General features: G+C 59.6%; 24 protein-coding genes. 11 read left to right on the top strand and 13 right to left on the bottom strand.

Features of this window, described 5'->3' with window-relative positions:
• Positions 1-116: 116 nt before the first annotated feature.
• The gene (locus VY732_RS20910; protein ID WP_007908620.1) at positions 117-1328 is read right to left on the bottom strand and encodes a pyridoxal phosphate-dependent aminotransferase; all 1212 of its coding nucleotides are present in this window, start codon (positions 1326-1328) and stop codon (positions 117-119) included.
• Positions 1329-1552: 224 nt separating this feature from the next.
• Here VY732_RS20910 and msrB point away from each other — a divergent pair, with 224 nt between their 5' ends.
• The 3 genes from msrB to VY732_RS20895 all read left to right on the top strand — a co-directional run bounded on the left by msrB (position 1553) and on the right by VY732_RS20895 (position 3000).
• Positions 1553-1948: a peptide-methionine (R)-S-oxide reductase MsrB gene (msrB, locus tag VY732_RS20905; RefSeq protein ID WP_095120468.1), complete on the top strand. Its 396-nt coding sequence runs from the start codon at positions 1553-1555 to the stop codon at positions 1946-1948.
• A gap of 108 nt (positions 1949-2056) precedes the next feature.
• Complete coding sequence (locus tag VY732_RS20900) at positions 2057-2542, top strand: glutathione peroxidase (protein ID WP_034155230.1); 486 nt, start codon at positions 2057-2059, stop codon at positions 2540-2542.
• On the top strand, positions 2539-3000 hold the full coding sequence (locus VY732_RS20895; RefSeq protein ID WP_331691655.1) for a MarR family winged helix-turn-helix transcriptional regulator: 462 nt from the start codon (positions 2539-2541) through the stop codon (positions 2998-3000). The genes VY732_RS20900 and VY732_RS20895 overlap by 4 nt, the downstream gene beginning before the upstream one ends.
• Here VY732_RS20895 and VY732_RS20890 read toward each other — a convergent pair.
• Positions 2984-5305 carry a hybrid sensor histidine kinase/response regulator gene (locus VY732_RS20890; RefSeq protein WP_116030540.1) on the bottom strand — a complete coding sequence of 774 codons (2322 nt, stop codon included), beginning with the start codon at positions 5303-5305 and terminating at the stop codon, positions 2984-2986. The genes VY732_RS20895 and VY732_RS20890 overlap by 17 nt on opposite strands.
• A gap of 167 nt (positions 5306-5472) precedes the next feature.
• Between VY732_RS20890 and VY732_RS20885 the strand changes: the two genes are divergently transcribed.
• Together VY732_RS20885 and VY732_RS20880 are read left to right on the top strand one after the other, a co-directional pair.
• A complete protein-coding gene (locus VY732_RS20885) occupies positions 5473-6363 on the top strand; it encodes an ATP-binding protein (RefSeq protein ID WP_331691654.1) in 891 nt (296 codons plus the stop codon).
• A complete protein-coding gene (locus tag VY732_RS20880) occupies positions 6360-6842 on the top strand; it encodes a GAF domain-containing protein (RefSeq protein ID WP_095048447.1) in 483 nt (160 codons plus the stop codon). Before VY732_RS20885 ends, VY732_RS20880 begins: the two co-directional genes overlap by 4 nt.
• On the opposite strand, the gene VY732_RS20875 is transcribed toward VY732_RS20880, so the two are convergent.
• The 8 genes from VY732_RS20875 to VY732_RS20840 form a co-directional block, all read right to left on the bottom strand.
• Positions 6843-9788: an HD domain-containing phosphohydrolase gene (locus VY732_RS20875; protein ID WP_331691653.1), complete on the bottom strand. Its 2946-nt coding sequence runs from the start codon at positions 9786-9788 to the stop codon at positions 6843-6845.
• Between the two features lie 47 nt (positions 9789-9835).
• Positions 9836-13483, bottom strand: a complete 3648-nt coding sequence (locus VY732_RS20870) for a transporter substrate-binding domain-containing protein (protein ID WP_331691652.1) — start codon at positions 13481-13483, stop codon at positions 9836-9838.
• 8 nt (positions 13484-13491) lie between these two features.
• Positions 13492-14118, bottom strand: coding sequence for a response regulator transcription factor (locus tag VY732_RS20865; protein WP_038364238.1), 627 nt, complete (start codon positions 14116-14118; stop codon positions 13492-13494).
• A gap of 358 nt (positions 14119-14476) precedes the next feature.
• Entirely contained in the window at positions 14477-15805 is a 1329-nt protein-coding gene (locus tag VY732_RS20860; RefSeq protein WP_137217754.1) for a deoxyguanosinetriphosphate triphosphohydrolase, read from the bottom strand.
• 76 nt (positions 15806-15881) lie between these two features.
• The gene (locus tag VY732_RS20855; protein ID WP_212621370.1) at positions 15882-17045 is read right to left on the bottom strand and encodes an EAL domain-containing protein; all 1164 of its coding nucleotides are present in this window, start codon (positions 17043-17045) and stop codon (positions 15882-15884) included.
• 123 nt (positions 17046-17168) lie between these two features.
• A complete protein-coding gene (locus VY732_RS20850; protein ID WP_212621371.1) occupies positions 17169-17507 on the bottom strand; it encodes a hypothetical protein in 339 nt (112 codons plus the stop codon).
• Positions 17504-17890, bottom strand: coding sequence for a phage holin family protein (locus tag VY732_RS20845; protein WP_077573916.1), 387 nt, complete (start codon positions 17888-17890; stop codon positions 17504-17506). The genes VY732_RS20850 and VY732_RS20845 overlap by 4 nt, the downstream gene beginning before the upstream one ends.
• 2 nt (positions 17891-17892) lie before the next feature.
• Positions 17893-18207, bottom strand: coding sequence for a DUF883 family protein (locus VY732_RS20840; RefSeq protein ID WP_007908653.1), 315 nt, complete (start codon positions 18205-18207; stop codon positions 17893-17895).
• A 305-nt stretch (positions 18208-18512) separates the two neighbouring features.
• Here VY732_RS20840 and VY732_RS20835 point away from each other — a divergent pair, with 305 nt between their 5' ends.
• Positions 18513-19721, top strand: a complete 1209-nt coding sequence (locus VY732_RS20835) for an ammonium transporter (protein ID WP_016985472.1) — start codon at positions 18513-18515, stop codon at positions 19719-19721.
• On the opposite strand, the gene VY732_RS20830 is transcribed toward VY732_RS20835, so the two are convergent.
• Positions 19718-21430 carry a cation:proton antiporter gene (locus tag VY732_RS20830; protein WP_331691651.1) on the bottom strand — a complete coding sequence of 571 codons (1713 nt, stop codon included), beginning with the start codon at positions 21428-21430 and terminating at the stop codon, positions 19718-19720. The two genes, VY732_RS20835 and VY732_RS20830, sit on opposite strands and share 4 nt — an antisense overlap.
• Before the next feature lie 208 nt (positions 21431-21638).
• Between VY732_RS20830 and VY732_RS20825 the strand changes: the two genes are divergently transcribed.
• The 3 genes from VY732_RS20825 (at position 21639) to VY732_RS20815 (ending at position 23266) form a co-directional block, all read left to right on the top strand.
• Positions 21639-21875, top strand: coding sequence for a glutaredoxin family protein (locus VY732_RS20825; protein ID WP_077573913.1), 237 nt, complete (start codon positions 21639-21641; stop codon positions 21873-21875).
• A gap of 112 nt (positions 21876-21987) precedes the next feature.
• On the top strand, positions 21988-22305 hold the full coding sequence (locus VY732_RS20820) for a transcriptional regulator (RefSeq protein ID WP_123466484.1): 318 nt from the start codon (positions 21988-21990) through the stop codon (positions 22303-22305).
• A gap of 70 nt (positions 22306-22375) precedes the next feature.
• Positions 22376-23266 (top strand): pseudouridine synthase, encoded by an 891-nt coding sequence (locus VY732_RS20815; RefSeq protein ID WP_137217750.1) that lies wholly within the window; start codon positions 22376-22378, stop codon positions 23264-23266.
• Positions 23267-23344: 78 nt separating this feature from the next.
• Here VY732_RS20815 and VY732_RS20810 read toward each other — a convergent pair whose 3' ends face one another.
• Positions 23345-23566: a YgdI/YgdR family lipoprotein gene (locus VY732_RS20810; protein ID WP_007908660.1), complete on the bottom strand. Its 222-nt coding sequence runs from the start codon at positions 23564-23566 to the stop codon at positions 23345-23347.
• A 78-nt stretch (positions 23567-23644) separates the two neighbouring features.
• Entirely contained in the window at positions 23645-24247 is a 603-nt protein-coding gene (gene mobA / locus VY732_RS20805) for a molybdenum cofactor guanylyltransferase MobA (RefSeq protein WP_331691650.1), read from the bottom strand.
• Between the two features lie 81 nt (positions 24248-24328).
• Here mobA and moaB point away from each other — a divergent pair, with 81 nt between their 5' ends.
• Complete coding sequence (moaB, locus tag VY732_RS20800) at positions 24329-24868, top strand: molybdenum cofactor biosynthesis protein B (protein ID WP_331691649.1); 540 nt, start codon at positions 24329-24331, stop codon at positions 24866-24868.
• On the top strand, positions 24852-26078 hold the full coding sequence (locus VY732_RS20795; protein WP_331691648.1) for a molybdopterin molybdotransferase MoeA: 1227 nt from the start codon (positions 24852-24854) through the stop codon (positions 26076-26078). The genes moaB and VY732_RS20795 overlap by 17 nt, the downstream gene beginning before the upstream one ends.
• The last annotated feature ends 42 nt before the right edge of the window (positions 26079-26120 follow it).

Raw genomic sequence — 26120 nt, 5'->3', positions numbered from 1 at the left:
GGACGCAGGTAAGCGGTATGAATCGCAAGTGTAGAAGGCGTGCGCGGAGGTGGAACGCAGAAGTGTTGCTGAATCAGACAGTGCGCAACGTTTGGCCGTTGCGCACTGCTGGCCAGTTACTGGCGGTAGGACTTGAGGAAGTTGCCGATACGGCCGATGGCCATTTCCAGATCATCGACGCGAGGCAGGGTGACCACGCGGAAGTGATCCGGCCACGGCCAGTTGAAGGCCGTGCCTTGCACCACCAGCAGCTTCTCGGAGAGCAGCAGGTCGAGGACGAATTTCTCGTCGTTGTGGATCGGGCAGACTTTCGGATCGATTTTCGGGAACGCATACAGCGCGCCCATCGGCTTGACGCAGCTCACGCCCGGAATGTCGTTGAGCAACTCCCAGGTGCGGTTACGCTGTTCCAGCAGACGACCCTGCGGCAGCACCAGATCGTTGATGCTCTGGTAGCCGCCCAGAGCGGTCTGGATCGCATGCTGGCTCGGCACGTTGGCGCACAGACGCATGTTGGCCAGCATGTCGATGCCTTCGATGTAGCTCTGCGCGTTGTGTTTCGGCCCGGAGATGGCGATCCAGCCGGAACGGAAACCGGCCACGCGGTAGGACTTCGACAGACCGTTGAAGGTCAGGCACAACAGGTCTGGCGCCAGCGACGCGGTGCAGATGTGCACGGCATCGTCATACAGAATCTTGTCGTAGATTTCGTCGGAGAACACCACCAGGTTGTGCGCGCGAGCAATTTCCAGCATGCCCAGCAACACTTCCTTCGAATACACCGCGCCGGTCGGGTTGTTCGGGTTGATGATCACCATGGCTTTGGTGTTCGGGGTGATCTTGGCCTTGATGTCGGCCAGATCCGGGAACCAGTCTGCGCCTTCGTCGCACAGGTAATGCACGGCGTTACCGCCAGCGAGGCTGACGGCGGCAGTCCACAGCGGATAGTCCGGAGCGGGCACCAGCACTTCGTCGCCGTTGTTGAGCAGCGCCTGCAGCGACATCACGATCAGCTCGGACACGCCGTTGCCCAGGTAGATGTCTTCGATGCCGACACCTTCGACATTCTTCTGCTGGTAGTACTGCATCACCGCTTTGCGCGCGCTGAACAGGCCTTTGGAGTCGCTGTAGCCTTGCGCGGTCGGCAGGTTGCGGATCACATCCTGAAGAATTTCGTCCGGCGCTTCGAAACCAAACGGCGCCGGGTTGCCGATGTTCAGCTTGAGGATGCGCTGGCCTTCCTCTTCCAGTCGTTTGGCGTGCTTGAGCACCGGGCCGCGAATGTCGTAGCAGACGTTGGCGAGCTTGTTCGATTTGCTGAACTGCATGGCGATGTGATCCCGAAAATGAACGATCCAGGCGGCGAATGGACAACCGTGCTGGGATTCCTGTGTTTTCACACAGGCGGACGTCTTGAGCCGTGGCTCCCATAATCCGTTTGAATGCGCCCGGTCTGGCTGCCAGACTGGTGCGTGACGAGGCGCAATCATACGTGCCGCCCGATCCGTGGAAAAGGTACAGATCGGGCTTTTTCAGCCGCTGAGGTGTGATGATGGAAAAGTTGGAAAAAACCCTGGAAGAATGGCGGGCGATGCTCGACCCCGAGCAATACAACGTTTGTCGTCTGAGTGCGACCGAACGCCCGTTCTCCGGCAAATACAACGACACCAAGACCGACGGTGTCTACCACTGCGTTTGCTGCAACGAAGCGCTGTTCGATTCCAAGACCAAATTCGACTCCGGCTGCGGCTGGCCGAGCTTCTATGCGCCGATTGGCGAAAGCGCGATGACCGAAATCCGTGATACCACGCACGGCATGATCCGCACGGAAGTGAAGTGCGCGCGCTGCGATGCGCATCTGGGTCACGTATTCCCCGACGGCCCGCCGCCGACCGGCCTGCGTTATTGCATCAACTCGGTGTGCCTGAACCTCGAACCGCGCGCATAAACGATCGAAGGCGACCTTTGGGTCGCCTTGTTATTCGATAATTAAATTGCACACAATTTAATTGCTCGCTATGTTTGGCCTTTCCTGAATGCCTGCGGAGCCCGTCCCATGAGCGACAACCTGCTGAACATCCCCTGCACCACGATCAAAGGTGAGCAAAAGACCCTGGCCGATTTCGCCGGCAAAGCGGTTCTGGTGGTCAACACCGCGAGCAAATGTGGTTTCACCCCGCAATACAAAGGTCTCGAAGAACTGTGGCAGACCTACAAGGATCAGGGCCTGGTGGTTCTGGGCTTTCCGTGCAATCAGTTTGGCAAGCAAGAGCCGGGTAACGAAGGGGCGATCAGCGAATTCTGCGAGCTGAACTTCGGCGTCAGCTTTCCGCTGTTCAAAAAGATCGAAGTCAACGGCGCCGGCGCGCATCCACTGTTCGTGCAGTTGAAGAAACGCGCCCCGGGCGTACTCGGCTCCCAAGGCATCAAGTGGAATTTCACCAAGTTCCTCATCGGCAAGGACGGCCAGTTGGTCAAGCGCTTCGCCCCTGCCACCAAGCCGCAGGACCTGAGCCGCGAGATCGAAGCTCTGCTCAAATGAACAGCCTGCCGGTCGATTCGCTGAAGCTCGACAACCAGTTGTGCTTCAAGCTGTACGCCGCCTCCCGGGCGGTGATTCGTGCCTACAAGCCGATGCTCGATCAGCTCGGTCTGACCTACCCGCAGTATCTGGCGATGCTGGTGTTGTGGGAATGGCAGGACGCCGCGCCGGAGCAACCGACCGTCAAGGCCTTGGGCGAGCGCTTGGCGCTGGACTCGGGCACGCTGACGCCGCTGCTCAAGCGTCTGCAGCAGTTGCAGTGGGTGCAGCGCCAGCGTTCGACGCGTGACGAACGGGAAGTGCACCTGAGCCTGACACCGGCCGGCCAAGCCTTGCGCGAGCAGGTCGGGCCGCTCAAGGCCCGACTGCTGTGTGACAGCGGGGTGGATCTGGATCGGCTCAATGACTTGCGTGATGGCCTCGATCATTTGTTGGGGCAGATCAGAGCGCTGTCGTAGTCGGGATCCATTGATCGAGCAGTGCCGCCAGTTCTTCTCGGCGGAACGGCTTGGCCAGATAGTCACTCATGCCGGCGGCGCGACAGCGCTCACGTTCCTCGGACATGGCGTTGGCAGTCAGGGCGACGATGGGCAGGTGCGGCCAGCGCCCGCTCTGGCGAATCTGCCGGCTGGCTTCGTAGCCGTCCATGACGGGCATGTTGCAGTCCATCAGCACCAGATCGAATTCGTGATACTCCAATTGATCCAGCGCTTCGGCACCGTGGGCGGCGACGATGACCTCGCAGCCGAGTTTGCCGAGCATGCCTTTGGCCACCAGCTGATTGACCGGGTTGTCCTCGACCAGCAACACCCGCCCGCGGCGCACCGAGGGCGACGTTTCGAGTTGTGCATCGTTGATGGCGACCACGTCCGGTTGCAGAGTGCGCCGCAGGTTCTGGTAGAGCGCGTTGCGCGCCAACGGCCGTGCCTGTTGTTGCAGAGGGGCGAGCGCGGCCGCTTCTTCGCTCGGCAGGAAGCTGCCGTAGGCGGTCACCAGCAAAATCGGCGCACCTTGGGTCGGGCGTAATCCGAACAGGCATTCAGGACAATCGGTAATCACCACGTCCGGCGTCAGACCCAGCAGTGAGTCATCGATGGTGCGCTGCTCATACGCCAGGCCCCAGACCGGCAGCAGACTCTGCAACAGTTCCGCCAGACCGCTGCTGGCTGCAGTGATGGCGAGGACTTTCCCGTGCAGCGGCGCCGGGGCGAGCGCGCGGGTATGGCAGGGCAGAGGTAGCTCGGCACAGAACTGACTGCCAAACCCGGTCTCGGAACTGATGGTCAGGCGCCCCTGCATCGCTTCGCAGAGGTTGTAGGTCAGCGCCAGCCCCAGTCCGGTGCCGCCGTACTGTCGAGTGATGCCGGCACCCGCTTGAGTGAACGGCTGGAAGATTTTCAGCTGCGCATCCTGGGCGATACCGATGCCGGTGTCGCAGACCTCGATGCGCACGCCATCCTTGTCGGTCGACAAGCGCACATCCACGCGGCCGAAGCGGGTGAATTTCAGCGCGTTGGACAGCAGGTTGCTGACGATCTGCCGCACGCGGGTCGGATCGCCCAGCACCAGTGCCGGGAAGTGCGGATCGATCAGGCAGGTCAGCTCGACGCTCGGCGCGGCGTTCTGCGACAGCAGGTTGGCGGTGTCTTCGATCAATGAGCCGAGATCGAACGGGATGTGCTCAAGCTCCAGTTGCCCGGCATCGAATTTCGACAGGTCGAGAATATCGTTGAGCAACTCGACCAGCACCTTGCCCGAATCGTGGGCGATCGACAGTTGTTGCTGTTGTTCGGCATTCAACGGGCCGTCGAGTGACAGCGCGATCATCCCCAGCAGGCCGTTGAGCGGCGTGCGGATCTCATGGCTCATGTTGGCGAGGAACGCTGAGCGGGCCTCGGCCATTTCCAGCGCGGTGCTGCGGGCGACTTCGAGTTCCTGATTGGACTGGCTGAGCCGCGCGTTGATCGCCTTGAGTTCGGCGGTGCGCGCCGAGACGATGTTTTCCAGTTGCCCGAGGTAGTCGGTCAGGCGGTTTTCGGCGTTACGCCGCTGCTGGATCTCGGTGGCAATGTTCTCGAATTGTTGATTGGCGACTTTGACCAGCACACCGATTTCATCGTTGCCGTGGCCGGACGGGCACTCAAGTGTGGTCGGCTCGGCGCTGCGCGGGTCGCGCCCGCTGAGTTCGCGGATCACCCGCACCAGTGGTTTGGTCAGCATCACGTAGAACAGCGCTAACAGGATGCCGGTGAGAATCAGACTGCGGGCGAAACCATTGAGCAGGGTCACCTCGGCCCGGCGCAGAAAACGGCTGCCAAAAGCATAGGTGTCGACCTCAAGGCTCAATACCCCGAGCGATTCGTTGGGCAGATGATCCAGGTACAGACGATCCTCGAACTGGCGTTTGGCGCCAAACAGGAAGTCGCTGATCACCCGATAGCCACTTTGCAGTTCCGGGCGTTTGACGCTGGCCAGCACCGTACTGTTGTTGTCGATCAGTTGCGCCGAAATGATCGCCGGTGAGCGCAACAGGCCCAGGGTCAGTTCCTGCGCCAGTTCGGCGTCGATGTTGTAGGCGATCCGTGAGGCCGGGTTATGGCTGATTTCCAGCAAAGACAGGATTTCACGGTTGATGGAGGCGTCTTCACTGGCATAATCGATGCCGATTTGCAGCAGGCTGAGCAGCGTGCCCAGAATGAACCCGACCAGCACGGTAAGCCTGGCTTGCTTGTAAGACAGCCGGTGGGTGAATTTGATATCCATGGGGTGTTGAACCACTTCCGTTTCCCTTCGCTGCTCAAGCATAGTCGATCATGTATGGATACCGAGGTTCCCGAATCGCCTTGTAACAAGGCTTGGTAGGGTGAATTTCATCTGTGTGTCGTCGCAGCAATCGCCATCATCACTGTGAACGTGCCCGAGGAGAAGACGTGGATTCCCGATTGAATGCTTTTCTTGAACGCGCCGAGTCGGTTCTGGCGCGGATCGAACCGTTGTTGCCGGCACCACGGCCGGTGATCGACTGGGGCACTTGTCTGGCGGCGCGCTGGCAGCGCGACGGGCGCAGCGGCTATCTGTTGCCGCTGGAAGTCAGCCTCGACATGCGCCTGTCCGACCTGATCGGTGTCGACCGTCAGCTCGAACAACTGGGGCGCAACACCCAGCAATTCCTCGATGGCATGCCGGCCAACCATGCATTGCTCTGGGGCTCGCGCGGTACCGGCAAGTCGTCGTTGGTGCGCGCGTTGCTGGCGGAACACGCCACCGCGGGCCTGCGCCTGATCGAGATCGAGCGCGACCATCTGGCGGATCTGCCACGAGTGGTCGAGCAGATCGGCAAACTGCCGCAGCGTTTCGTGCTGTTTTGCGATGACTTGTCGTTCGAATCCGGTGAAGGCGATTACCGCGTGCTCAAAAGCGTGCTCGACGGCTCGCTTGAGCAGGCCCCGGACAACGTCTTGCTGTATGCCACTTCCAACCGTCGCCACCTGGTGCCGGAGAAGGAAAGCGATAACGAAAACTGGAAACGCGTCGACGGCGAACTGCACCCCAGCGAAGCCGTGGAAGACAAGATCGCGCTGTCGGACCGTTTCGGTCTGTGGCTGTCGTTCTACCCGTTTACCCAAGAACACTTCCTCAACGTCGTTGAACACTGGATTGGCCAGTTGGCCGCCAAGGCCGGGCTGAACTGGCAGCGCGACGAAGAGCTGGACATCCTTGCCGTGCGTTGGGCCACCGGCCGCGGTAATCGCAACGGACGTTGCGCGTACCAATTCGCCCGTTACTGGGTGGGACTGAAATTGTTGGAGCACAAGGCATGATTGATTTGCAACAAAGCGGCCAGGGCCTCGAAGGCTATGGCATGTTGGCCGCACAACTGGAATCGCTGCTGGCGGACGAGCGCGATTTCATCGCCAACGCCGCGCAGTTTTCGGCGTTCCTGTTCAACCAGCTCGATGATCTGAACTGGGCGGGTTTTTACCTCAATCGCAATGAAGAACTGGTGCTTGGCCCGTTCCAGGGGCAGATCGCTTGCGTACGCATTCCGTTCGGCCGTGGCGTGTGTGGCGCGGCGGCAGCGACTCGGCAAACCCAGCGCGTTGAAGACGTGCACGCGTTCCCGGGGCATATCGCCTGCGACAGCGCTTCGAACAGTGAGCTGGTCGTGCCGCTGGTCAAGGACGGGCGCCTGATCGGTGTCCTCGACCTCGACAGCCCGAAACTGTCGCGTTTTACCGCGCAGGATCAGGCCGGCATCGAGCAACTGGCGGCGATTTTCCTGCGTCTGACCGACTGCTGATCACGCGGTGAGGCCAGCCTTGTGCAACAGGCTGGCCGGATCCACGCTGTCGATCTGCGCGGGATCGAGAAAGCGCACGGCGTACTGCATGTACACGCCTTCGTTGATGAACAAGCCAAACAGCTGGGCATCGATGTGCGCCTCGCGGCACATGGTCGCCATGATCGCCAACGCTTCATTCAAGGTTTTGGCTTTCTTGTATGGGCGATCGGCTGCGGTCAGCGCCTCGAAGATATCGGCAATCGCCATCATCCGCGCCGGCAGGCTCATGTCTTCACGCTTCAGGCGTTTCGGGTAACCGGTGCCGTCCATTTTTTCATGATGACCGCCGGCGATCTCGGCAATGCTGTCGAGGTGGCCGGGGAAGGGCAGGTGGCTGAGCATCATGATCGTCTGCACCATGTGGTGATTGATCACGTAACGCTCTTCGCGGGTCAGCGTGCCGCGGCTGATACTCAGGTTGTACAGCTCGCCACGATTGTATTTGTAGCGCGGCACATCCAGCTTGAAGCCCCACGGATTGTCTTCGGGGATCAACTCGTTCGGGTCCCGTTCAAGCAAATGCTCGGGCTTGTCTGCCAGAAGCTTTTCACTGACCGGTAAACCCGGTGCCGGCGTGCGCGACTGACGCCGGTTTTCTTCCCATGACACGCCCAAGCGGTCGTCAAGGGTGCGCAGCCAGGTGCGTTGCGCCAGATGATCAAGACGTTGCAGATCCGCTTCGGCCATGGCCTCACTGCCCAGATTGCAGCGCGCGACAAACGCAAAGTCGTCATCGAGCGCCGCCAGCGTGGCGTCGCGCAATTGCGCCAGTGCTGTCTCATCGCCGCCCAAGGCCCGCGCCTGCCAATAACTGATCCAGGCATCACGCTTGAGCACTTCGAAACGGGTGCGAATTTCATGAATACGGTCGTTGATGGTTTCCAGTTTGGTGGCTTTGTCGACCACGTATTCCGGCGTCGTGACCTTGCCGCAATCGTGCAGCCACGCGGCAATGTGCAAGGCTTCCCATTCATCCTCGTTCGGCTGGTAGGCGCGAAAGGCGGGCGCCTGACTGGCTGCCGCAGCCTGGGCGAGCATCAGCGTCAGCTCTGGCACGCGCTGACAATGCCCACCGGTGTAAGGGCTTTTGGCGTCGATGGCGCCGGCGAGCAATTGAATGAAAGCGTCGAGCAGTTGTTTCTGGCGGGCTTGCAGGCGCTGACTCTCGATGCTCACCGCCGCAGCGCCGGACACAGCCTGGAGGAAAGCGATACGGTCGGGGCGAAGTTTTTCCAAGTCGGCTGCGGCGCCGCTGTCGTTCACCAGCAGAATCAGCAGACCGATGGTTTCGTCGTGGCGATTGTGCAGGCGGATACCGATCAGATGGATGCGTGGCGATTGCATCGCCAACAGAACCTTCTGCAGATCCCCGGCCTGATCGACGCCGAAGTTGCTGACCACGTTGTTGGCGCCGACCAATTGTTCGAACCACGCCGGTCCTTTGTTCTGTTGCAGGTCGTGACCCTGAATGTCGAACGCTTCCAGGGCCTGAGAGGTACCATCGATCACCAATCCGTAAGGCTCCATGCGGCTGCTGTCGCTTTCACGCAGATAGATCAGCCCTGCCTGCGCCTGAGCGATCTGCACTGTTTCGAACAGCACCCGTTGCAGCAGCGGGGCGAAGCGGGTTTCGGCGCCGAGGGTGTCGGTGATCCGGAAGAAACTGGCCAGGGTGTCCTTCATCCGCGCCATCGACACGCTCAACTGGTCGACTTCAAGCACCGGCGAGCGCCGGGCCAAGGGAAAATTGAAGTCGAAACTGCGAATCGCGTCGGCTTCCTTGACCAGCGCATGCAGCGGCTTGACCAGAATCCGCGAAATCACCCAGCCCAGCGGCAGGCACAACAGCAGGGTCGCCAAGGTGATCAGAGCGCCTTGCCAGCGCAAGCGGTAGGCATCGACGAGCAATTCGTCTTCCGGCACCAGCAGCGCCAACTGCAAGCCTTTCGGACCACCCTCCTGAATGCTGCTGCGGGCGACGATCCACTGACGACCATCGGCCTCCAGGCGATTGCCTGTGGCTGCACCGGACAACAGCGCATGCAAGCCCGGACTCAGATCCGCCGCTTTGGCCAGGTGCGCGCTGCTACTGTCGACGATCAGGCGCTCGCTGTCGGGATAGGCCACGGCGTTGCCGTCGGCATCGAACAGGGCAATCTCGGTGGAGGGTGTGACAACATGTTTGCTCAGCGCCGCCGACAGGGCGACCAGCGTCAGGTCAGCGCCGATCACGGCGTTCTCGCCGCTGCGGCGGGCCAACGTGGTGCCGACGTTGTGCGTGGAAAAAAACACGTAGGGTTCGGTGGTGATTTGCTGGTTTTGCTGGCGAGCATCGTTGAACCACGCGCGGCTACGCGGATCGTAGCGGTCATCGGGGTTGTCCTGGCGGCTGATCGGCGTCAGTGCCTGATCGAAGAACAGCGATTGCGAGTGCACCGCGCCCTGCGGGTCATGTTCGATACTCCAGACCTGATACGCCGCCGCTTCAGGGGCCTTGAGCAGCGTCTTCAGCGCAGCACTGCGCAGCGGACGCACCATGAAGAAATCGCCATTGGCATAACCCAGATACAGCGACGCCAGATTGGGATTGTCGACGAGCGACTGGCTGAACGGTCGGAGCAAGGGCAAGCGTTGTTCAAGGCGCGCAGCCTGAGTGGCGGGGTTTTCGGCCAGCAAACTCAGCAGGTGGCGGATCGGCTGATAGGTGGCGGACATGTCCAGCCGTACGTCCTGTTCGATCCGCTCGAACAGCTTCTCGCTGCTCGACAGGATGATCTGCGTGGTCTGGCGGTAATTGAACAGCCCCAACACGACCCCGGTGAGCAGCAGGAGGAATGTGAACATGACGCTGATGTGCACGTGCAGCGGCAACCGGCGTTGCTCTGGGCGCAGTGGGCTGGGCATTTCTGGCTCTCCATGATGTTTAACTCACTGCTCAGCGCCAAGCATAGTTAAGGCAAGCTCATTGTGCTCTGATCCGACACGGCCAATTGCTGCTGCAAGGCATGTTCGAGATCGAGCATCGCCTGGTTGCTCGCCTCGCAACGGCGGGCGACCTCGTCTGTCGACATGGCCTCGGCGCAAGCCTGTTCAAGGGCATCGCAACACTCGATCACGCGCGTTGCCTGAGCGATACGCGCGGCCCCTTTGATCTTGTGAGCGACCACCGCCAGCGCGCCGCGGTCATGTTCGGGCGACAGCGCGAGCAATTCCTGGCGGTCCAGCCTGCTGCTTTTGAGCAATTCGGCCAGCAGACGACGAGCCTGCGCAGGGTTGCCACCGGTCAGCATGTTCATGCTTTGCAGGTTGAAGACCGGTGGCGCTGATGTCGGCGTGATGCCATCGACCCAGTGGCTGAGCAGGCTCAGGCTCAGGGGTTTGAACAGGCAATCGTTCATGCCGGCCTGTTTGCAGCGCTGGATTTCCTCGGGTTGCGCATTGGCCGTGAAGCCCAGCACGGTGCAGGGCGGACAACGGGACTGCAGTTCATGCTGGCGAATGGCGCGGGTCAGTTCATAGCCATTCATCAAGGGCATGTTGCAGTCGACAATCACCAGATCGAAGTGGCCGTGCTTCCATAGCTCCAGGCCATCGCAGCCGTTCTCGGCAATGCTGAAGCGATGGCCGAGAAACTCCAGTTGCTGACACATCAACAAGCGATTGGCCGGATGGTCATCGACCACCAGCACGCGCAGAGGTGCCTGTGAGGTCTTGATCGCAGGTTCACTTTTCACCGTGCTCACTTGTATCGGCAGTGTTTCCAGGGCCAGGGAGATGCAGACCTGCGTGCCGATGCCCGGCTGACTGCTCAATTGCAGTTGTCCGCCCATCATTTCGCACAGGTTGCGACTGATCACCAGCCCCAGGCCAGCGCCGCTTCTGCCTTGCTGGCTACTGTTTTCCGCCTGGGCAAACGGTTCGAACAAACGCTGCTGATCCTCGGCACTGATGCCGACGCCGCTGTCCTGTACGGTCAGTTGCATCAGGGCGCGGGCAGGTACATCGGTGTTCATCAGATCCAGAGTGATCCGTATCTGGCCTTGTTCGGTGAACTTGATGGCATTGCTGACCAGATTCGACAGTATCTGCTTGAAACGCAGTGGGTCCAGATACACATCGACGGCCAGATCCGGCGGATTGAAGATGACTTGCAGGCTGAGGTTTTTCTGCCGGGCGAGGCCGTCGAAGATCCTTGCCACTGACGTTACGGTGTCGACCAGATTGACCCGTTCCGGACAAAGGCTCAGGCGCCCGGATTCGATGCGGGCGATATCGAGAATATCGCCGATCAGCCCCAGCAAGTCCTTGGCCGAATGGTAGGCGGTGTCGATCGAAGAGCGATCCGGGTGTTGTTGATCCATGCGTTTGAGCGTCAGTTCGAGCATGCCGATGACCGCATTCATCGGTGTACGGATTTCATGACTCATGGTCGCGAGAAAGGTGCTTTTCGCCCGATTGGCCTCATCGGCCTGTTCTTTGGCCGTGCGCAACTCTTCGAATAACTGGCGGCGCTCGCTGATGTCGATCCAGCCACCAATGATGCCTTTCACGTCGCCTCTGGAATCACGGTATGGAAGTATCCAGTGATAGATCGTCAGGCGTCGGTTGCCGATGTGTAATGGCCGGTCGACAACCATCGGGGTGCCTTCGGTAATGACGCGCAGGTAATCGGCCTGAAAGGCCTGGGCTTCGAACGCGTTGCTCAGGGAACCACCCTCGATAACGCTTTTGCCGATGACGTCTTCGCGTTTGGCATTGAACGCTTCGAGATAGCTTTCATTGCAACTTTGCAAGAGACCCTGGCGGTCGCGCACATAAATCGGATGCGGTGTGCCGTCGACCAGCGAGCGCATGAATTCGAACTGGTCGTTCAGCGCACGTTCGGCAGCCTGGCGTTGTTTGATCTGGTTGCGCATGTAGGCGTTCCACGCCAATAGCAACAGTAATAACAGGCACGCGCCGATGATTACTTGATAGAACAAGCGCTGGTAGTTGTGCCAGATGTTCTGCGATGCCGTGGAGTAACCGCGCCAGCGGCCATTGATCACGCCCAATTCATCCGGCGCGATGCTCAACAAAGCTTTGTTGATGATCGACGCCAGTTCCGTGCTGTCGCGGGCGGTCGCCAGGGAAAACGCAGCCTGGCCGGTGCCGATGGTGGTGGTGATTTGCAATGGCTGGTTGAAAATCCGCGAAGAAATGAAGTAGTTGGCAATCACCAGCGAGTTCACCGCGCCGTCGACCTGGCCTTCCGCGAGCAGCGACACCGCGCTGAAGGTATCCGCCGTTTCGATCAAATGGATGCGTGGATACTCGCGGCGCAGGTACTCGACCATCGGATTGCCCTGAGCAATCGCCAGTTGTTTGTCTTTGAGCTGGCCAAGATTGGTCGGGCCATCGGCGCTTTTGCGGGTCAGCAGAACGTAGGAGTTTTCCAGGTAAGGACGACTGAAGTTGAGGGCTTTTTCGCGCTCCGCCGTCGGCAGTAAGGCGGCGATCAGATCGGCCTGATGACCGTCTATCTGCTGGATCATTTCCGCATCGTTGCGGCTGCGACGGACCTCGAAACGCAGGCCAGTGCGCAGACGGATCAGCTCGAGCAGGTCGGCACTGATACCGCGAAAATTGCCGTCGTTGTCAAAAAACGTCAGCGGCGCGAACGCTTCATTGACCACCACGCTGACCACCGGGTGTTGTTTGAGCCAGGACTCTTCGCGTTGGGTCAGTTGCAGTTTCTGGTCAGTGAGCAACAGATCGCTGCCAGCGCTCCAGCGTTTGGCAATATTCTCGCGTTCGCTGGCCGGCACAGCCTTGAGCACGGAGTCGATGACGCCTAGCAGCTGTGGGTTGTTGCGGCGCACGGCGAAGCTGAATCCCTGGGCTTCCTGCTTGCCGAAATTGGCCATGCGCACGTTGTTCAGGTAGCCCTTGTTGATCATGTAGTGCGTGGACAGGGTGTCGCCGAGAAAGACATCGGCCTGGTCGAATGCAACGGCGTTGATCGCATTCTGGTAGGAGGGGTAGCAGGTGATGAGTGCTTTGGGATACAGCGCTTTGACTTCGGGCAACGGCAAGTAGTGATAGACCATGCTCAACCGCAGCCCGGCGAGGCCTTCGGTGAGGGAGCGGGTTTCGTCTTCGCGGGTGACCAGCACCGGCTGGTCAATGGCATAGGGTGTCGACAGCGCCAGGTTGGCATTGCTCGCTTCAAACCCGTTCGCAGTACCCAGCAGGTCGACCTGGCCATCGAGGAGCGCGCGAATCGCCGCATCCCGAGAGGGGAAACGTTGCACCCGGATCAGCAAACCAGTGGCTTGGCCGAGGAGTCCGGCGTAGTCGGCCGTCAGGCCTTCGTAATCCTTGCCACTGACCGTCATGTCAAAAGGCGGGTAGTCGGGCGCGGAGGTGCCCAGAACCAGTTCGTGACGCTCAAGCAGCCACTGCCGTTGGGACCGTTCGAAGGTGACCGGCACCGATTCGCTCGCCGACCGGCTGAGCAAGGCATAGTCCGGTGAAGTGCCGGGCATGGCGAACACGTTGCTGCTCAGGTAAAGACCTGCGCTCAACGCAATTAAATAGTCCTTTAAACGGCTGGGCATGCGGGCTCTCACACGAGTGCGTTTCGTTTGGCCATCTCGATAAGTTCTACAAGGGATTTGGCCTTGAGTTTTTGCATCAGGCGTTTTTTGTAGGTGCTGACGGTCTTGTTACTGAGAAACATGCCTTTGGCGATTTCCTTGTTGGTTCGACCTTGGGCGAACAGTTGCAAAACCATTAATTCGCGATCATTTACGGATTTGAAAAGTTCCAGCTCGGCAAAACGGATATCGTCGCTGCGAACTGGATTCAATGCTTGGCTGGGGAAATAGTTGTAACCGGAAAGTACCGCTTTTATTGCGCTGACCAGTTCGCTCAATTCCTCCTGTTTACAGACATAACCCGATGCGCCGGATTGCATGCAGCGAATGCCGAACAGTGTCGGGCACTGTGCCGTCAGAATCAGGATTTTCAGGGGGGAGCCCATGGCATTGAAGCGCGCCAGCACTTCCAGCCCGTCGAGCTTGGGAATGCTCACATCGAGAATGACCAGGTCGGGCATGCACTCGCGCACCATTTGCATGGCATCGACCCCGTTATCGGTCTCACCAACGACCTTGTAACCTTCATGCTCCAGCAGCATTCGAACGGCGAGACGGATGACCGGGTGATCGTCGACAATAAAAACGGAGTTCATAATCAAGTCCCATGCAAGCACGAATAAAGCGCGCACCTTAGCTCAGATGAATGAGCACTCGCATGGAGTGACATGGCTCCAGTCACGTTATCGGATTATTCCTACAATTAATGAGGAAACGGACTACGTTCAAACTAGGTTTGACGTAAGGAAGTGCAGGATTTGAACGGGCTTATAGTTTGACTTCATTGATTTGCAAGTGCTGGTTGTCAATGGGTTTTTATAGATGTTTAAAGTTGCTGATCCAACGCTTGGGAGCAGTGGCGTTCCCTGTGATAACAGTCACTCGTCAAAAACGACAATAACAGCAGGCGTGCATGCGGGTGACCCATGTGATGGCCACCCGCATGTGCCTGGGTCAGTGACTGGAGCGGCCGGTCATTTCCAGTGCCATGTCGCTGGCGTAGCTGTCGGTCATCCCGGCAATGAAATCGATCATGCGCAAAAACGAGGTGTGTAACGAACCCTGCGGATCCGGCGCATTGCTACCCAGCAGATCGAGAATACGTCGGCTTTTGAACGACGGCGTACGCCCGTTGTGTTGTTCCAGCGCGGCGCCGCAGAACGAATTGAGCAGGATTTCCAGCGTGGTATACGCACCGATTTCATGCAGGGTTTTGCGTTTGTCCTGAAAGATCTTCTTGCGGGCGATGTCCTTGGCATTCAACACGCAACGCTTGGCCGGGCCGTGCATGTGCTCAACCAGATCGCCGTGCAGCGTGCCGGCAAGCAGCGCGTCCTGTTGCTCGACAAATGCGCGTGCGGCGGCGTTGGTCAAATGCTCGATGGCCTTGCCGCGCAGGATCGCCAGTTTGCGTCGGCGCGAATCCTGCGGGCCGAGCTGACGATAGGTTTCCGGCAGATCATCGCCCACCAGCCCGAGCAGCAGCGATTCGACTTCGGCGTACTCTAGCAGCTCCATTTCTAGGCCGTCCTCGAGATCGATCAGCGCGTAGCAGATGTCGTCAGCGGCCTCCATCAGGTACACCAGCGGGTGACGCGCCCAGCGCTGGTCTTCGATTTGCGGCAGACCCAGTTTATGGGCGATCTGTTCAAGCAACGGCAGCTCGCTCTGATAGCAGCCGAACTTGTGTTTCTTGTAGCCCAGGGAATCGGCGTGGCGCGCGGTCCACGGGTATTTCAGATAGGTGCCAAGGGTCGCGTAGGTCAGCCGCGTGCCGCCATCGAACTGGTGGTACTCCAGCTGAGTCAGGACGCGGAAACCCTGGGCATTGCCTTCGAAGTTGAGGAAGTCAGCGCGTTCGGCTTCGCTCATGCCATCGAGCCAGCCACGCCCGGCCGCCTGCTGGAACCAGTGGCGAATGGCATCTTCACCGGAGTGACCGAACGGCGGATTGCCGATGTCGTGGGCCAGACACGCCGACTGCACGACCATGCCGAGATCGGCCGGGTCACACCATTCGGGCAAGGCACCGCGCAGGGTTTCGCCCACCCGCATGCCCAGCGAACGGCCGACGCAACTGACTTCCAGCGAATGGGTCAGGCGCGTGTGGATGTGGTCGTTGCTGGTGACCGGGTGCACCTGGGTCTTGCGTCCGAGGCGGCGGAAGGCGCCGGAGAAAATGATGCGGTCATGGTCTTTGTGGAAAGGGCTGCGGCCAAGTTCTTGCGGGCTGTGCAGTGGCTTGCCGAGGCGTTCGCGGTTGAGCAGGGTGTGCCAATCCAAGGCTGATTCTCTCCGTCAGGTGACTGGGGGCGTTGACCGCTAGCTTCCCGGTTCACACCCGCCCCTGCAAGCGGAACTACAGCCCCGCCGCGTCAATGTCGATCAACAGCAAGCGCTCACCGTTGTCGAAAAACTGCCCGGCCGTCAGGCAGTACTGATTGCTGGTGGCATCGCGGTAGGTATTGGAAAGCGTCAAACGCCGCTCCTCCCAACCCTCGGCGAGCAAATGATAGAAATACGGGCGCCACGACCAGTTGTGCCCTAGATAACGATTGTCGGCGACCCAGCCGTGCTGGCGCCATTCGAGGTTGGGGGTCAGTTGCGTGCCGTGGCGATCGCATTGATAAAACCGCAGCAGCCAGGGGAAGGCGTCCAGTTGTGGCAACGCACTCAATGGTGCATGGGCCTGAGCCCAGGCTTGCAGGATCGACATCAGTTCCGCCAGTTGCTGGCGCATTTGCATCAGCCGCCCGCGCTCGGCGAGTTTCTGCCGGACATAGCGCTGGCGCAGTTCGGCGAAGCGTTGCACAAACGCGTCAGTGGGGAAAAACGCTTCCTGTGCCCGCGCGAACAGGAATCCCTGTACATAGCGCGATCCGCATTCGAGGGCGAAATTCAATTGCGCTTCGGTCTCGACGCCTTCGGCAATGATCCAGCAACCGGTCTTCTCGGCCATCTGCGCGAGTGCCTTGACCACGTCGCTGCTCGGCCCGCCCAGTGCCGCGGCCTGAAACAGACGCATATCGAGTTTGAGAATGTCCGGTTGCAACGCCAGCACCCGATCCAGTTGCGAGTAGCCGGCGCCAAAGTCGTCGATGGCGATTCTCGCTCCCGCCTCGCGATAGCGCGCGACGACTTCGGCCAGGCGTTGACCATTGCCAGCCAGTTCGGTGATCTCGAAGACGATGCGTTGCGGATCGATGTTGTAGCGTGCCAATTGCTTGAGGCTGGGCAGGGCTTGATCGGCGCGCAGGCGACTGATCCAGCGCGGCGACATGTTCAGGCTGAGAAACCAGTCTGCCGGCGCTTCATGCAAGCGGCTCAAGGCGTTGTCGCGGATCTGCCGGTCGAGACGGCGCAGGGCAATGGCGGAGGTTCGTGGATCGGCAAACAATGGCCCGACCGAATTCAATTGACCGTCAGCCTGGCGCAGGCGACCCAACGCTTCAACGCCGGCAATGCGTCCCGTGGCGGTATCGATGAAAGGCTGAAAGCAGGCGAGCGGTTGCCCGTCGATCACGGGGCCTCCTTAGTGGTTCTTGTTCTGGTGAACCCCGTCGACCGGATAGGCGCACGGGATTGAACCTCCGGATAAAGAGGTTCATCCCGCCGATAGTGCAAGAATGTAGCCAGATGTATCTGTTTAGCGTTTTGCCGAACTCTGCATGACCAGTCTGATCAGCGGCCCGAGGCTGGTGCCGAGCCGGATTAAACGGCTTAACCCGCCAGCGCCGCCGCTTTTCGCGCCTTTGCCGGTGATAAAGCCCAGCAGCGTAACGGCAGCCACGCCCCACAATGGCGCGTGTTTGATGCCGAAGCCACCTTGCAGGTTTTGCGTCATGCCGCGCATGCGATGCAGGGGTTGCAGGACTTGCCCGGCTTCATGGCGGATTTCCTGGCGATGCATTTCCATGCGCAGGCGGATCAAGGCCTTGCGCATTTCCCGACGCGAGCTGTTGTGTGGCAGTTCAGGCAGGCTCATGGCAACAGGCGCTCCCGGTCGTTGGCCAGCTCTTCGAGCGTGCCGTGGAAAGGCGAGGACTCATCGAAGATCGCCGCCTTGAGGCGCAGCGCGCAGAAGATCGAGGCCAGGGTATAGAAGACGCACAGGCCGATGATCGCGGCGAGACGGTAGGTGTCCCAGAACACGATCATCACCAAGGTCGATAAACCCACCAGCAACAACAGCGCAAAGACCAGGGCCAGGCCGGCGAACAGCAACAGGCTGACGGTACGTGATTTCTGTTCCTGCAATTCGATGCCGAACAATTCGACATGGCTGTGCAGCAGACCGAGAACGGCGGCGCCCAGGCGTCGCGAGGAAGAGGCGGTGCCCGCAGTCGGGCCGGATTCACCGATCGACATAATCAGCGCCGAGTGGCCAGCAGGCCGATCAGAAAGCCGACACCGGCGGCGATACCGACCGACTGCCAAGGGTTGGCCGACACATAATCTTCAGTAGCGGTAACAGCCGCCTGACCGCGATCGCGCAGGGTTTCTTCGGTCAGTTTCAGGGTTTCGCGGGCGCGCAGCAGGCTGTCGTGGATCTGCTCGCGCAGCTCATCAGCCTGATCGCCGGCCAGAGTGGCGGTGTGCTCGAGCAACCGTTCGGTGTCGGCGACCAAAGTCTGGAAGTCGTTCATGAGGATTTCTTGAGCAGTCTTTGCCTTGATGCTGGCCATGGGTGGATCTCCGTAAGTGACGTCTGAAGCGTTCGAGTATGAGCCTTGCGCGAAGGTTCAGTACAAATGACTGGTACAACTTTTGCTGTGTCGTGGTGCGTCGTCCGACCGCTGTGCGCTGTTGCCGGGCGCTCGCATTAAGAAACCTTATCCCAAACAAGCCCGGTTCGTGTCAGGACATCGACCTTGTGCGCCAAAGCAGTTCGCCGGACATCCGGATTCGTGACTGCGCGGTCGCAACTTGGTGCATGAAATGTGCGCATGAACCGCTTTGGTGCCTTTTTCGCCTTTAGGTCTGCCTGCTTATGGAAAATCTGCAAAGCGCTGTGGACACCCTGGTTCACAGCTCCAATACCTTGTTCATTCTGATCGGTGCGGTGATGGTGCTGGCGATGCACGCCGGTTTCGCCTTTCTGGAAGTCGGTACCGTCCGCCAGAAAAACCAGGTCAATGCGCTGTCGAAGATTCTCAGTGATTTCGCTGTCTCGACCCTGGCCTATTTCTTTATAGGCTATTGGATCTCTTACGGCGTGACCTTCATGCAGCCGGCGGCGGTATTGAGCGCCGATCACGGTTATGGACTGGTGAAGTTTTTCTTCCTGCTGACCTTTGCCGCTGCGATCCCGGCAATCATTTCCGGTGGCATCGCTGAGCGCGCGCGTTTCGTACCGCAGTTGTGCGCCACGGCGCTGATCGTTGCGTTCATCTATCCGTTTTTCGAAGGCATGATCTGGAACGGCAACTACGGTCTGCAAGCGTGGCTGACAGCGCAATTCGGTGCCGCTTTCCATGACTTCGCCGGCTCCGTGGTGGTGCATGCCATGGGCGGCTGGCTGGCGCTGGCGGCGGTATTGCTGCTGGGGCCGCGCAATGGCCGTTACCGCGACGGTCGCTTGGTGGCATTCGCACCGTCGAGCATTCCCTTTCTGGCGCTGGGCTCGTGGATTCTGATTGTCGGCTGGTTCGGCTTCAACGTGATGAGTGCGCAAACACTGCAAGGCGTCAGTGGTCTGGTAGCGGTCAATTCGTTGATGGCGATGGTCGGCGGCACGATGGCAGCGCTGCTCGTCGGGCGCAATGACCCGGGCTTTCTCCACAACGGTCCATTGGCCGGTCTGGTGGCGATCTGTGCCGGCTCCGATCTGATGCATCCGGTGGGTGCCCTGGTGACTGGCGCGATCGCTGGCGCACTGTTTGTCTGGTGCTTTACCGCTGCGCAGGTGAAATGGCGCATCGATGATGTGTTGGGTGTTTGGCCACTGCACGGCTTGTGCGGTGTGTGGGGCGGGATTGCCTGCGGGATCTTCGGCCAGACTGCGCTTGGCGGGATCGGCGGCGTCAGCCTGATCAGCCAGTTGATCGGCACCGCACTCGGCGTCGCGGTGGCGCTGATCGGTGGCTTCGTCGTCTACGGCGTGATCAAGGCGCTGCACGGGCTGCGCCTGAGTCAGGAACAAGAGTATTACGGCGCCGACCTGTCACTGCACAAGATCGGCGCGGTGAGCCAGGACTAAGTCTCGGCATCGTCGCTACCGGGATAAAAGCCGTGGAGCAGACGATAGCGGTCGATGCGCACCTGATCGACTTTTTCCTGCACCTGATGCGCCGGCAGGCCGAGCATGATCAAGGCGTGGGAGGCGAGCATCAGACTCGATTCCAATAGCTCCGGCACCACTTCGGTGGCGCCGGCGGCTTTCAGTTCGGCCCATTGGCTGTCGTCGCGGGTGCGCACCAGGATCGGCACGTGGGCGTTGAGCCGGCGCGCTTCCTTGAGGATGCGCAGGGCAATGTCACTCTGATCCACCGCAACCACCAGCAATTTGGCGCGCAGCAGGCCAACGGCGATCAGCAGATCGCCGCGTGACGAGTCGCCATAATGCACGTCACTTTCTCCACTGGCGGCTTCCTGTACGCGAACCGGATCACTGTCCAGGGCGATGTAAGGCTGTTTGGCATTGCGCAGGAAACGCCCGATGGATTGACCGACGCGGCCGTAGCCGCAAATCACCACATGCTGGTTAAGGTCGGCGTTGAGTGCGCTGATTTCCTCGATCTGTGCTTCCTGATTGGGCTTGCGGTGCAAGGCGGCCGCGATGCGGGGTGCTGCGCGCAGCAACAGTGGCGTCAGCAGCATCGAGCAGAACGTTGCGGCGAGCAGAAGATCGCTCAACGCTTCGGGCATCATGCTGTGTTGCTGCATCTGCGCCATCAGTGCAAAGCAGAACTCGCCACCCTGAGCCAACGCCAGGCCGCTGCGCCACGCCGTTTCGCTGTCGCTGCCGCGCCACTTCACCAACAAGGCCACAATGATGCCCTTGATCACCATCAAACCGACGGTGAGCCCGAGGATCAGCAGGCTGTGACTGACGAACAGTTGCAGGTCGATGAGCATGCCGATGCTGACGAAAAACACCCCGAGCAGAATGTCGCGAAACGGTCGGATGTCGGCCTCGATCTGATGCCGATAGTGGCTTTCACCGAGCAACATGCCGGCCAGAAATGCACCGAGGGCAGGGGACAGGCCCAGCAGGTGAGTCAGCCACGCGGTCAACAGCACAATCACCAGCGCCAGCAGTACGAACAATTCTGCCGAGCGCGAGGCGGCCACTTCATGAAACAGCCGCGGCAGTAACCAGCGACTGGCCAGCAGCAGACCGACAAACAGCACCACGGTTTTTGCCAGCGTCAGTGGCAGCGCCCAGTACCAGGCTTGCTCGCTGCTGCCGGCAAACACTGGCACCAACGTCAGCAGCAATACCGCGACCACGTCCTGAAACAGCAGAACGCCAACGGCATTTTGCCCGTGACTGCTGAACACCTCGCCGAGGCTGCCCAACTCTTTGGTCACAATTGCCGTCGATGACAGCGAAAGCCCGGCGCCGAGCAACAGCGCCGGTGTCGCCGGCATGCCCAGCAGTATAAGCAGCAGACCGAGCAGCGCGGTGCTGATCAGCACCTGCTGACTACCGAGACGGAACACCACCTGGCGCAAGGCGATCATCTTCGACAGGGAGAACTCCAGGCCCAGTGAAAACAACAGAAACACCACGCCCAGTTCGGCGACATCGGGCAGGTGTTCGCTTTCGTTGACCCAGTCGAAGGCACTCGGCCCGACCAGCAGTCCGACGCACAGATAACCCAGAACCGGCGGCAAGCGCAGGCGACGGAACAGGGCAATCACCACGAGAGACGAGGCGAGGATGATCAACAGGTTGGCAAACACTGGACACTCCGATGTCAGATTCAGACTTTTCAAGCGTAGAGGCAAAAAGACCGGGAGGATCGCGTAAATGGTTTTTCTGCGGACTGATTTGCGTCAGGGTTTTGCCTGTGAACCTTCGTCGAGGGGACTGGAGCCTTTGGGCGGCGGTGGCTCGACGGGTTTTCAGCTGCGGCCTAGAATAGGCCACTCATTTTCTGGTTGAGCAATCATGCCTCCTGAATGTCAGCTGTTCGGCACCCTTGGATGCCATTTGTGTGAAGTCGCCGAGGCCGAGTTGATGCCTTTCGTTGAGCATGGCCTGCTGGTTGAACTGGTCGATATTGCTGACGACGAAATGTGGTTTGAGGCTTACAGCCTAAGGATTCCGGTGTTGCGTCGCGTCGACACAGGGGCGGAATTAGGCTGGCCATTCAGCTCCGATGAAATCGTAGCGTTTCTGGGTTAATCAGTATTTTCCCGTTCATCCCGCCGGTCGCCGCTGCCATGCATTGCTTGGCATTTTGCGGATTGTTCGGTTACTGTATGTTCATACAGTAAATGCGTCAGAGGGATGAACCGTGGTCAATGTCGAACAGTTGAAAAACAGCGTGAACCGGATGTCGGTTGACGTGGTGCGCGAGGCCGTTCTCGAATTGCGCCTGGACGGGTTGGTCACGGAAGGCAAGACGCCCTTCAACAAATTGCATTTCAACACCTGTTTTGCCGAGATCGAGGCCTTGTTTCAGCGTGCCGGTTATCACAAGCAACTGGATGTGGTCGGTTATCAGGGTTTGCTTTACGCCTTGTACGACCCCGGCCGCTGGGAGGCCGTCGATGTGCTGCGCTGGCTCAAGGAATTCACAGAAGCTGCAGCGCTCAAAACGATCCCGGCCTGACCATTCTGCGCTAGGTTCGTTTCCCTCAGTGCTGGATAATGCCGCCCTGTATTGAGGGTTTGATTTCCGTATGTCCACATCTACATTCTCTGCTGCGCAGAATCAGGCGAGCACGCTTTATCTGCCGCCCGGTAAATGGCTGACCGTACTCGATTGCCTGTGCGAGCATTTCCGCGCCATCGATCGCGCGCAATGGCTGGACCGGATCGCCCGGGGGCGAGTGCTGGATGGTCATGGTCAGCCGATCTCGGTGGATTTGCCTTACAAGGAAGGTCTGCGGATTCATTATTTTCGCGAAGTGCCGGACGAAAAGCCGATCCCGGTGGTCGAGTCGATTCTCTATGCCGACGAACATCTGGTGGTGGCTGACAAACCGCATTTTCTGCCGGTGACGCCCGCCGGCGAATACGTTGAGCAAACTTTGTTGCGCAGGCTGATTCGTCGCCTGGACAATCCCCATCTGGTGCCCTTGCACCGTATCGACCGGCATACGGCGGGACTGGTGATTTTCTCGGCCAATCCGCAAACTCGTTCGGCCTATCAGTCGCTGTTCCCGACCCGGCAGATCGACAAGCGCTATGAAGCCATCGCCCCGGCGCTGCCAGATCTGAAATTTCCGCTGGTGCACAAAAGCCGTCTGGTGGATGGCGAGCCGTTTTTCCGCATGCAGGAAGGCGCCGGTGCCAGCAATACCGAAACGGCGGTGGAAGTCCGGGAAAAGCATGGCGATCTGTGGCGCTATGGGTTGTTTCCGGTGACTGGCAAGAAACATCAGCTGCGTGTCCACATGACTGCGCTGGGGGCGAGCATCTGCAACGATCCGTTTTATCCGGATGTGTTGAAAGACGTCGAGGATGACTACGCCAATCCGCTGAAGCTGCTGGCGCAAGGTCTACGGTTTATCGACCCGGTAACCGGTGAAGTTCGCGAATTCGAGAGCCGAATTACGCTGCAGTGGTGACACCGCCTCACTTTTCGAGCACCCATGAAAAAGCCCGCATTAATGCGGGCTTTTCTGTATCCGGTGTCGACCCAGAGCTTACAGCTCTTTAACGGTACGAACCTGATCCTTGTTGATGCGAGTTTCTTTGCCGTCCAGCTGTTTGAACTCGTAGAAGCCCGAATCGTCATCGTATTTCGGGGTGTCGACGGCCTGGATTTCGCGACCGTCATTCAAGGTGATCACTGTAGGCGACGAGCAACCGGCGAGGGTGGCAAGGCCCAGTGCGAGCATGAAAGTGGCGAGGGTCCGTTGAGTCATGGGTGTGTCTCCGAATGGGAATTCTTTTGGTTACTGAGCTTGAGACGTATACAAGGCGTGAGAGTTCCTTGAATGGTGTCAGTCTGACACAGTGTTGTGGGCATTTAACAGTTCGGGGGTGTTCAGGTTGGCCAGTCGCGGGTCGTTGTCCGGGCATTGCAGGGCAGTGGCGCCGAGCTCGCGCATGATCCGGCCGGGGCTACGTTCACCGGCGTTCCAGGACTCTTCAAAGGCCGGTCGAAGGGCTACCGGAATCACGCACAGTAGCGGTTCCCAATGCCCGTCATGGCGCAACATTAAAGGTTTTTCAGGATGCTGATTGGCGGTCTCGCGCATGCTTTGCAGCAATGTTGCGTCAATGCGCGGGACATCACAGGGCAAGACCAGCAGGTGCGAATGGCGCGCCGCTTTCAGGCCCGCACGAATGCCGGCCAATGGCCCCGGAAAATCGCCTTCGTCATCGATCACCAATTGATCGGCGAACGGCGCATAACTCTCGCGATTGCGATTGCAGGAGATGATCAGGTCGTCAGTCAGTGCACGAACCTTGCGCTGTAAATGTGCAATCAATGGCTCGCCCAGCCACTCGACCAAGCCTTTGTCCTGACCGCCCATGCGTTGGCCGCGTCCACCTGCCAGGAGCAGAATGGAGCACGGGGGCAATTGCGTTTCGAGGGTCATGGCAGCTCTCCAGAGGGGCGGCGAAAAAATGAGGCGCTGTGATATAACACCGGGCTGTTTCTCCTACAACTGGACGAGCCTATGAAAGCCAAGGCTGATGTACCTTTCGTGCCGCTCAATATTGCGGTGCTGACAGTCAGTGACACCCGAACTCTGGAAACCGATACCTCAGGTCAGGTCTTCGTCGACCGCTTGACCGCTGCGGGCCATTTTTTGGCGCAACGGGTTTTGCTCAAAGATGACCTCTACAAAATTCGCGCGCAAGTCGCCACCTGGATTGCCGACGATGTCGTGCAGGTTGTGTTGATTACCGGCGGGACCGGTTTCACTGGCCGCGACAGCACACCTGAAGCGGTTACCTGCCTGCTCGACAAACAGGTTGACGGGTTTGGTGAGTTGTTCCGGCAGATATCGGTAGCCGACATCGGCACCTCGACGGTGCAGTCCCGTGCGCTGGCCGGCCTGGCCAATGGCACGCTTGTTTGCTGCCTGCCGGGTTCGACCAATGCCGTACGCACCGGTTGGGATGGCATTCTGGGTGAGCAGTTGGATGCTCGTCACCGCCCGTGCAATTTCGTCACTCATTTGAAGCAGGCGGCGCCTTGTGAATCCCGTGGGTAAGCCGGGCAAGAGCGGGGCCCTGATGCCGGTCGAGGTGGCGCTGGCGCGCCTGCTCGAAATGGCCGAAGCCTCGCCCATTGTCGAGCATGAATATTTGCCGCTGGCTCAGGTTGAGGGGCGGGTGCTGAGCGAAGATCTGATTTCGACGCTGGATCTGCCGCCCTGGCCGAACAGTGCCATGGATGGTTATGCACTGAACCTGGCCGACTGGACCGGCGACCCCATGCCGGTCAGTCAGAAGGTGTTCGCCGGGCAATCCCCGGAGCCTCTGAAAGCGGGCACCTGCGCCCGGATTTTCACCGGCGCTCCTGTACCCGCAGGCGCCGATTGCGTGGAAATGCAGGAAAACGCGGAGGTTCAAATCGATGAAAAGGTGCGCTTCCTCGAGCCGCTGAAGGTTGGGCAGAACATTCGCCCGCAAGGTCAGGAAACCACTGTCGGTGAACTGATCCTGCCTGCCGGAACCCGGCTGGGTCCGATCGAGCAGGGGCTGGCGGCATCGTTGGGCTGCGCCGGGCTTAAGGTCGTACGCAAGGTTCGGGTGGCGGTGATTTCCACCGGCGATGAATTGGTCGAACCGGGACAGGCATTGGGGCCGGGCCAGATATACAACAGTAATCGGGTATTGCTGTGCAGTTGGCTGCAACGTCTGGGTTGTGAGGTGATTGATGCCGGTATTCTTCCGGATAATCTGGCCACGACTCGTGCCCGCCTAGGCGAGTTGCAGGATGTTGATCTGATTCTTTCCACGGGTGGCGTGTCAGTGGGTGAGGCGGATTTTCTCGGCGTTGCCCTGCGCGAGGAGGGCGAGCTTGCCCTGTGGAAACTGGCGATAAAACCCGGTAAACCGCTGACGTTTGGGCATTTCCGCAACGTGCCGGTCATTGGCTTGCCAGGTAATCCGGCGTCGACGTTGGTGACCTTTGCGCTGCTCACTCGACCTTACCTGTTACGCCGGCAGGGCGTGCGGGACGTCGAGCCGCTGAAGTTCACCGTACCGGCTGGTTTTGACTGGCCGGTGGCAGGCAATCGGCGTGAGTACCTGCGAGGTCGTCTGGAGCAAGGGCAGGCGACTGTTTACCGCAACCAGAGCTCAGGCGTGCTACGTAGCGCGGCGTGGGCAGATGGATTGGTCGAAGTGCTGGAAGGTCGCACGCTGAGCGCGGGAGACCCCGTGGTGTTCATTCCGCTGAGTGACTTGCTGGGCTGATCACTGTCGTGCAAATGCAGGCGTCGGCTGTATCAGGCGGCG

It is taken from the genome of Pseudomonas sp. ZY71, assembly GCF_036542145.1.
Taxonomy (GTDB): domain Bacteria; phylum Pseudomonadota; class Gammaproteobacteria; order Pseudomonadales; family Pseudomonadaceae; genus Aquipseudomonas; species Aquipseudomonas koreensis_A.
The sequence above is the reverse complement of the archived record's forward strand: the minus strand, read 5'-3'. Positions and strand labels throughout refer to the sequence as shown.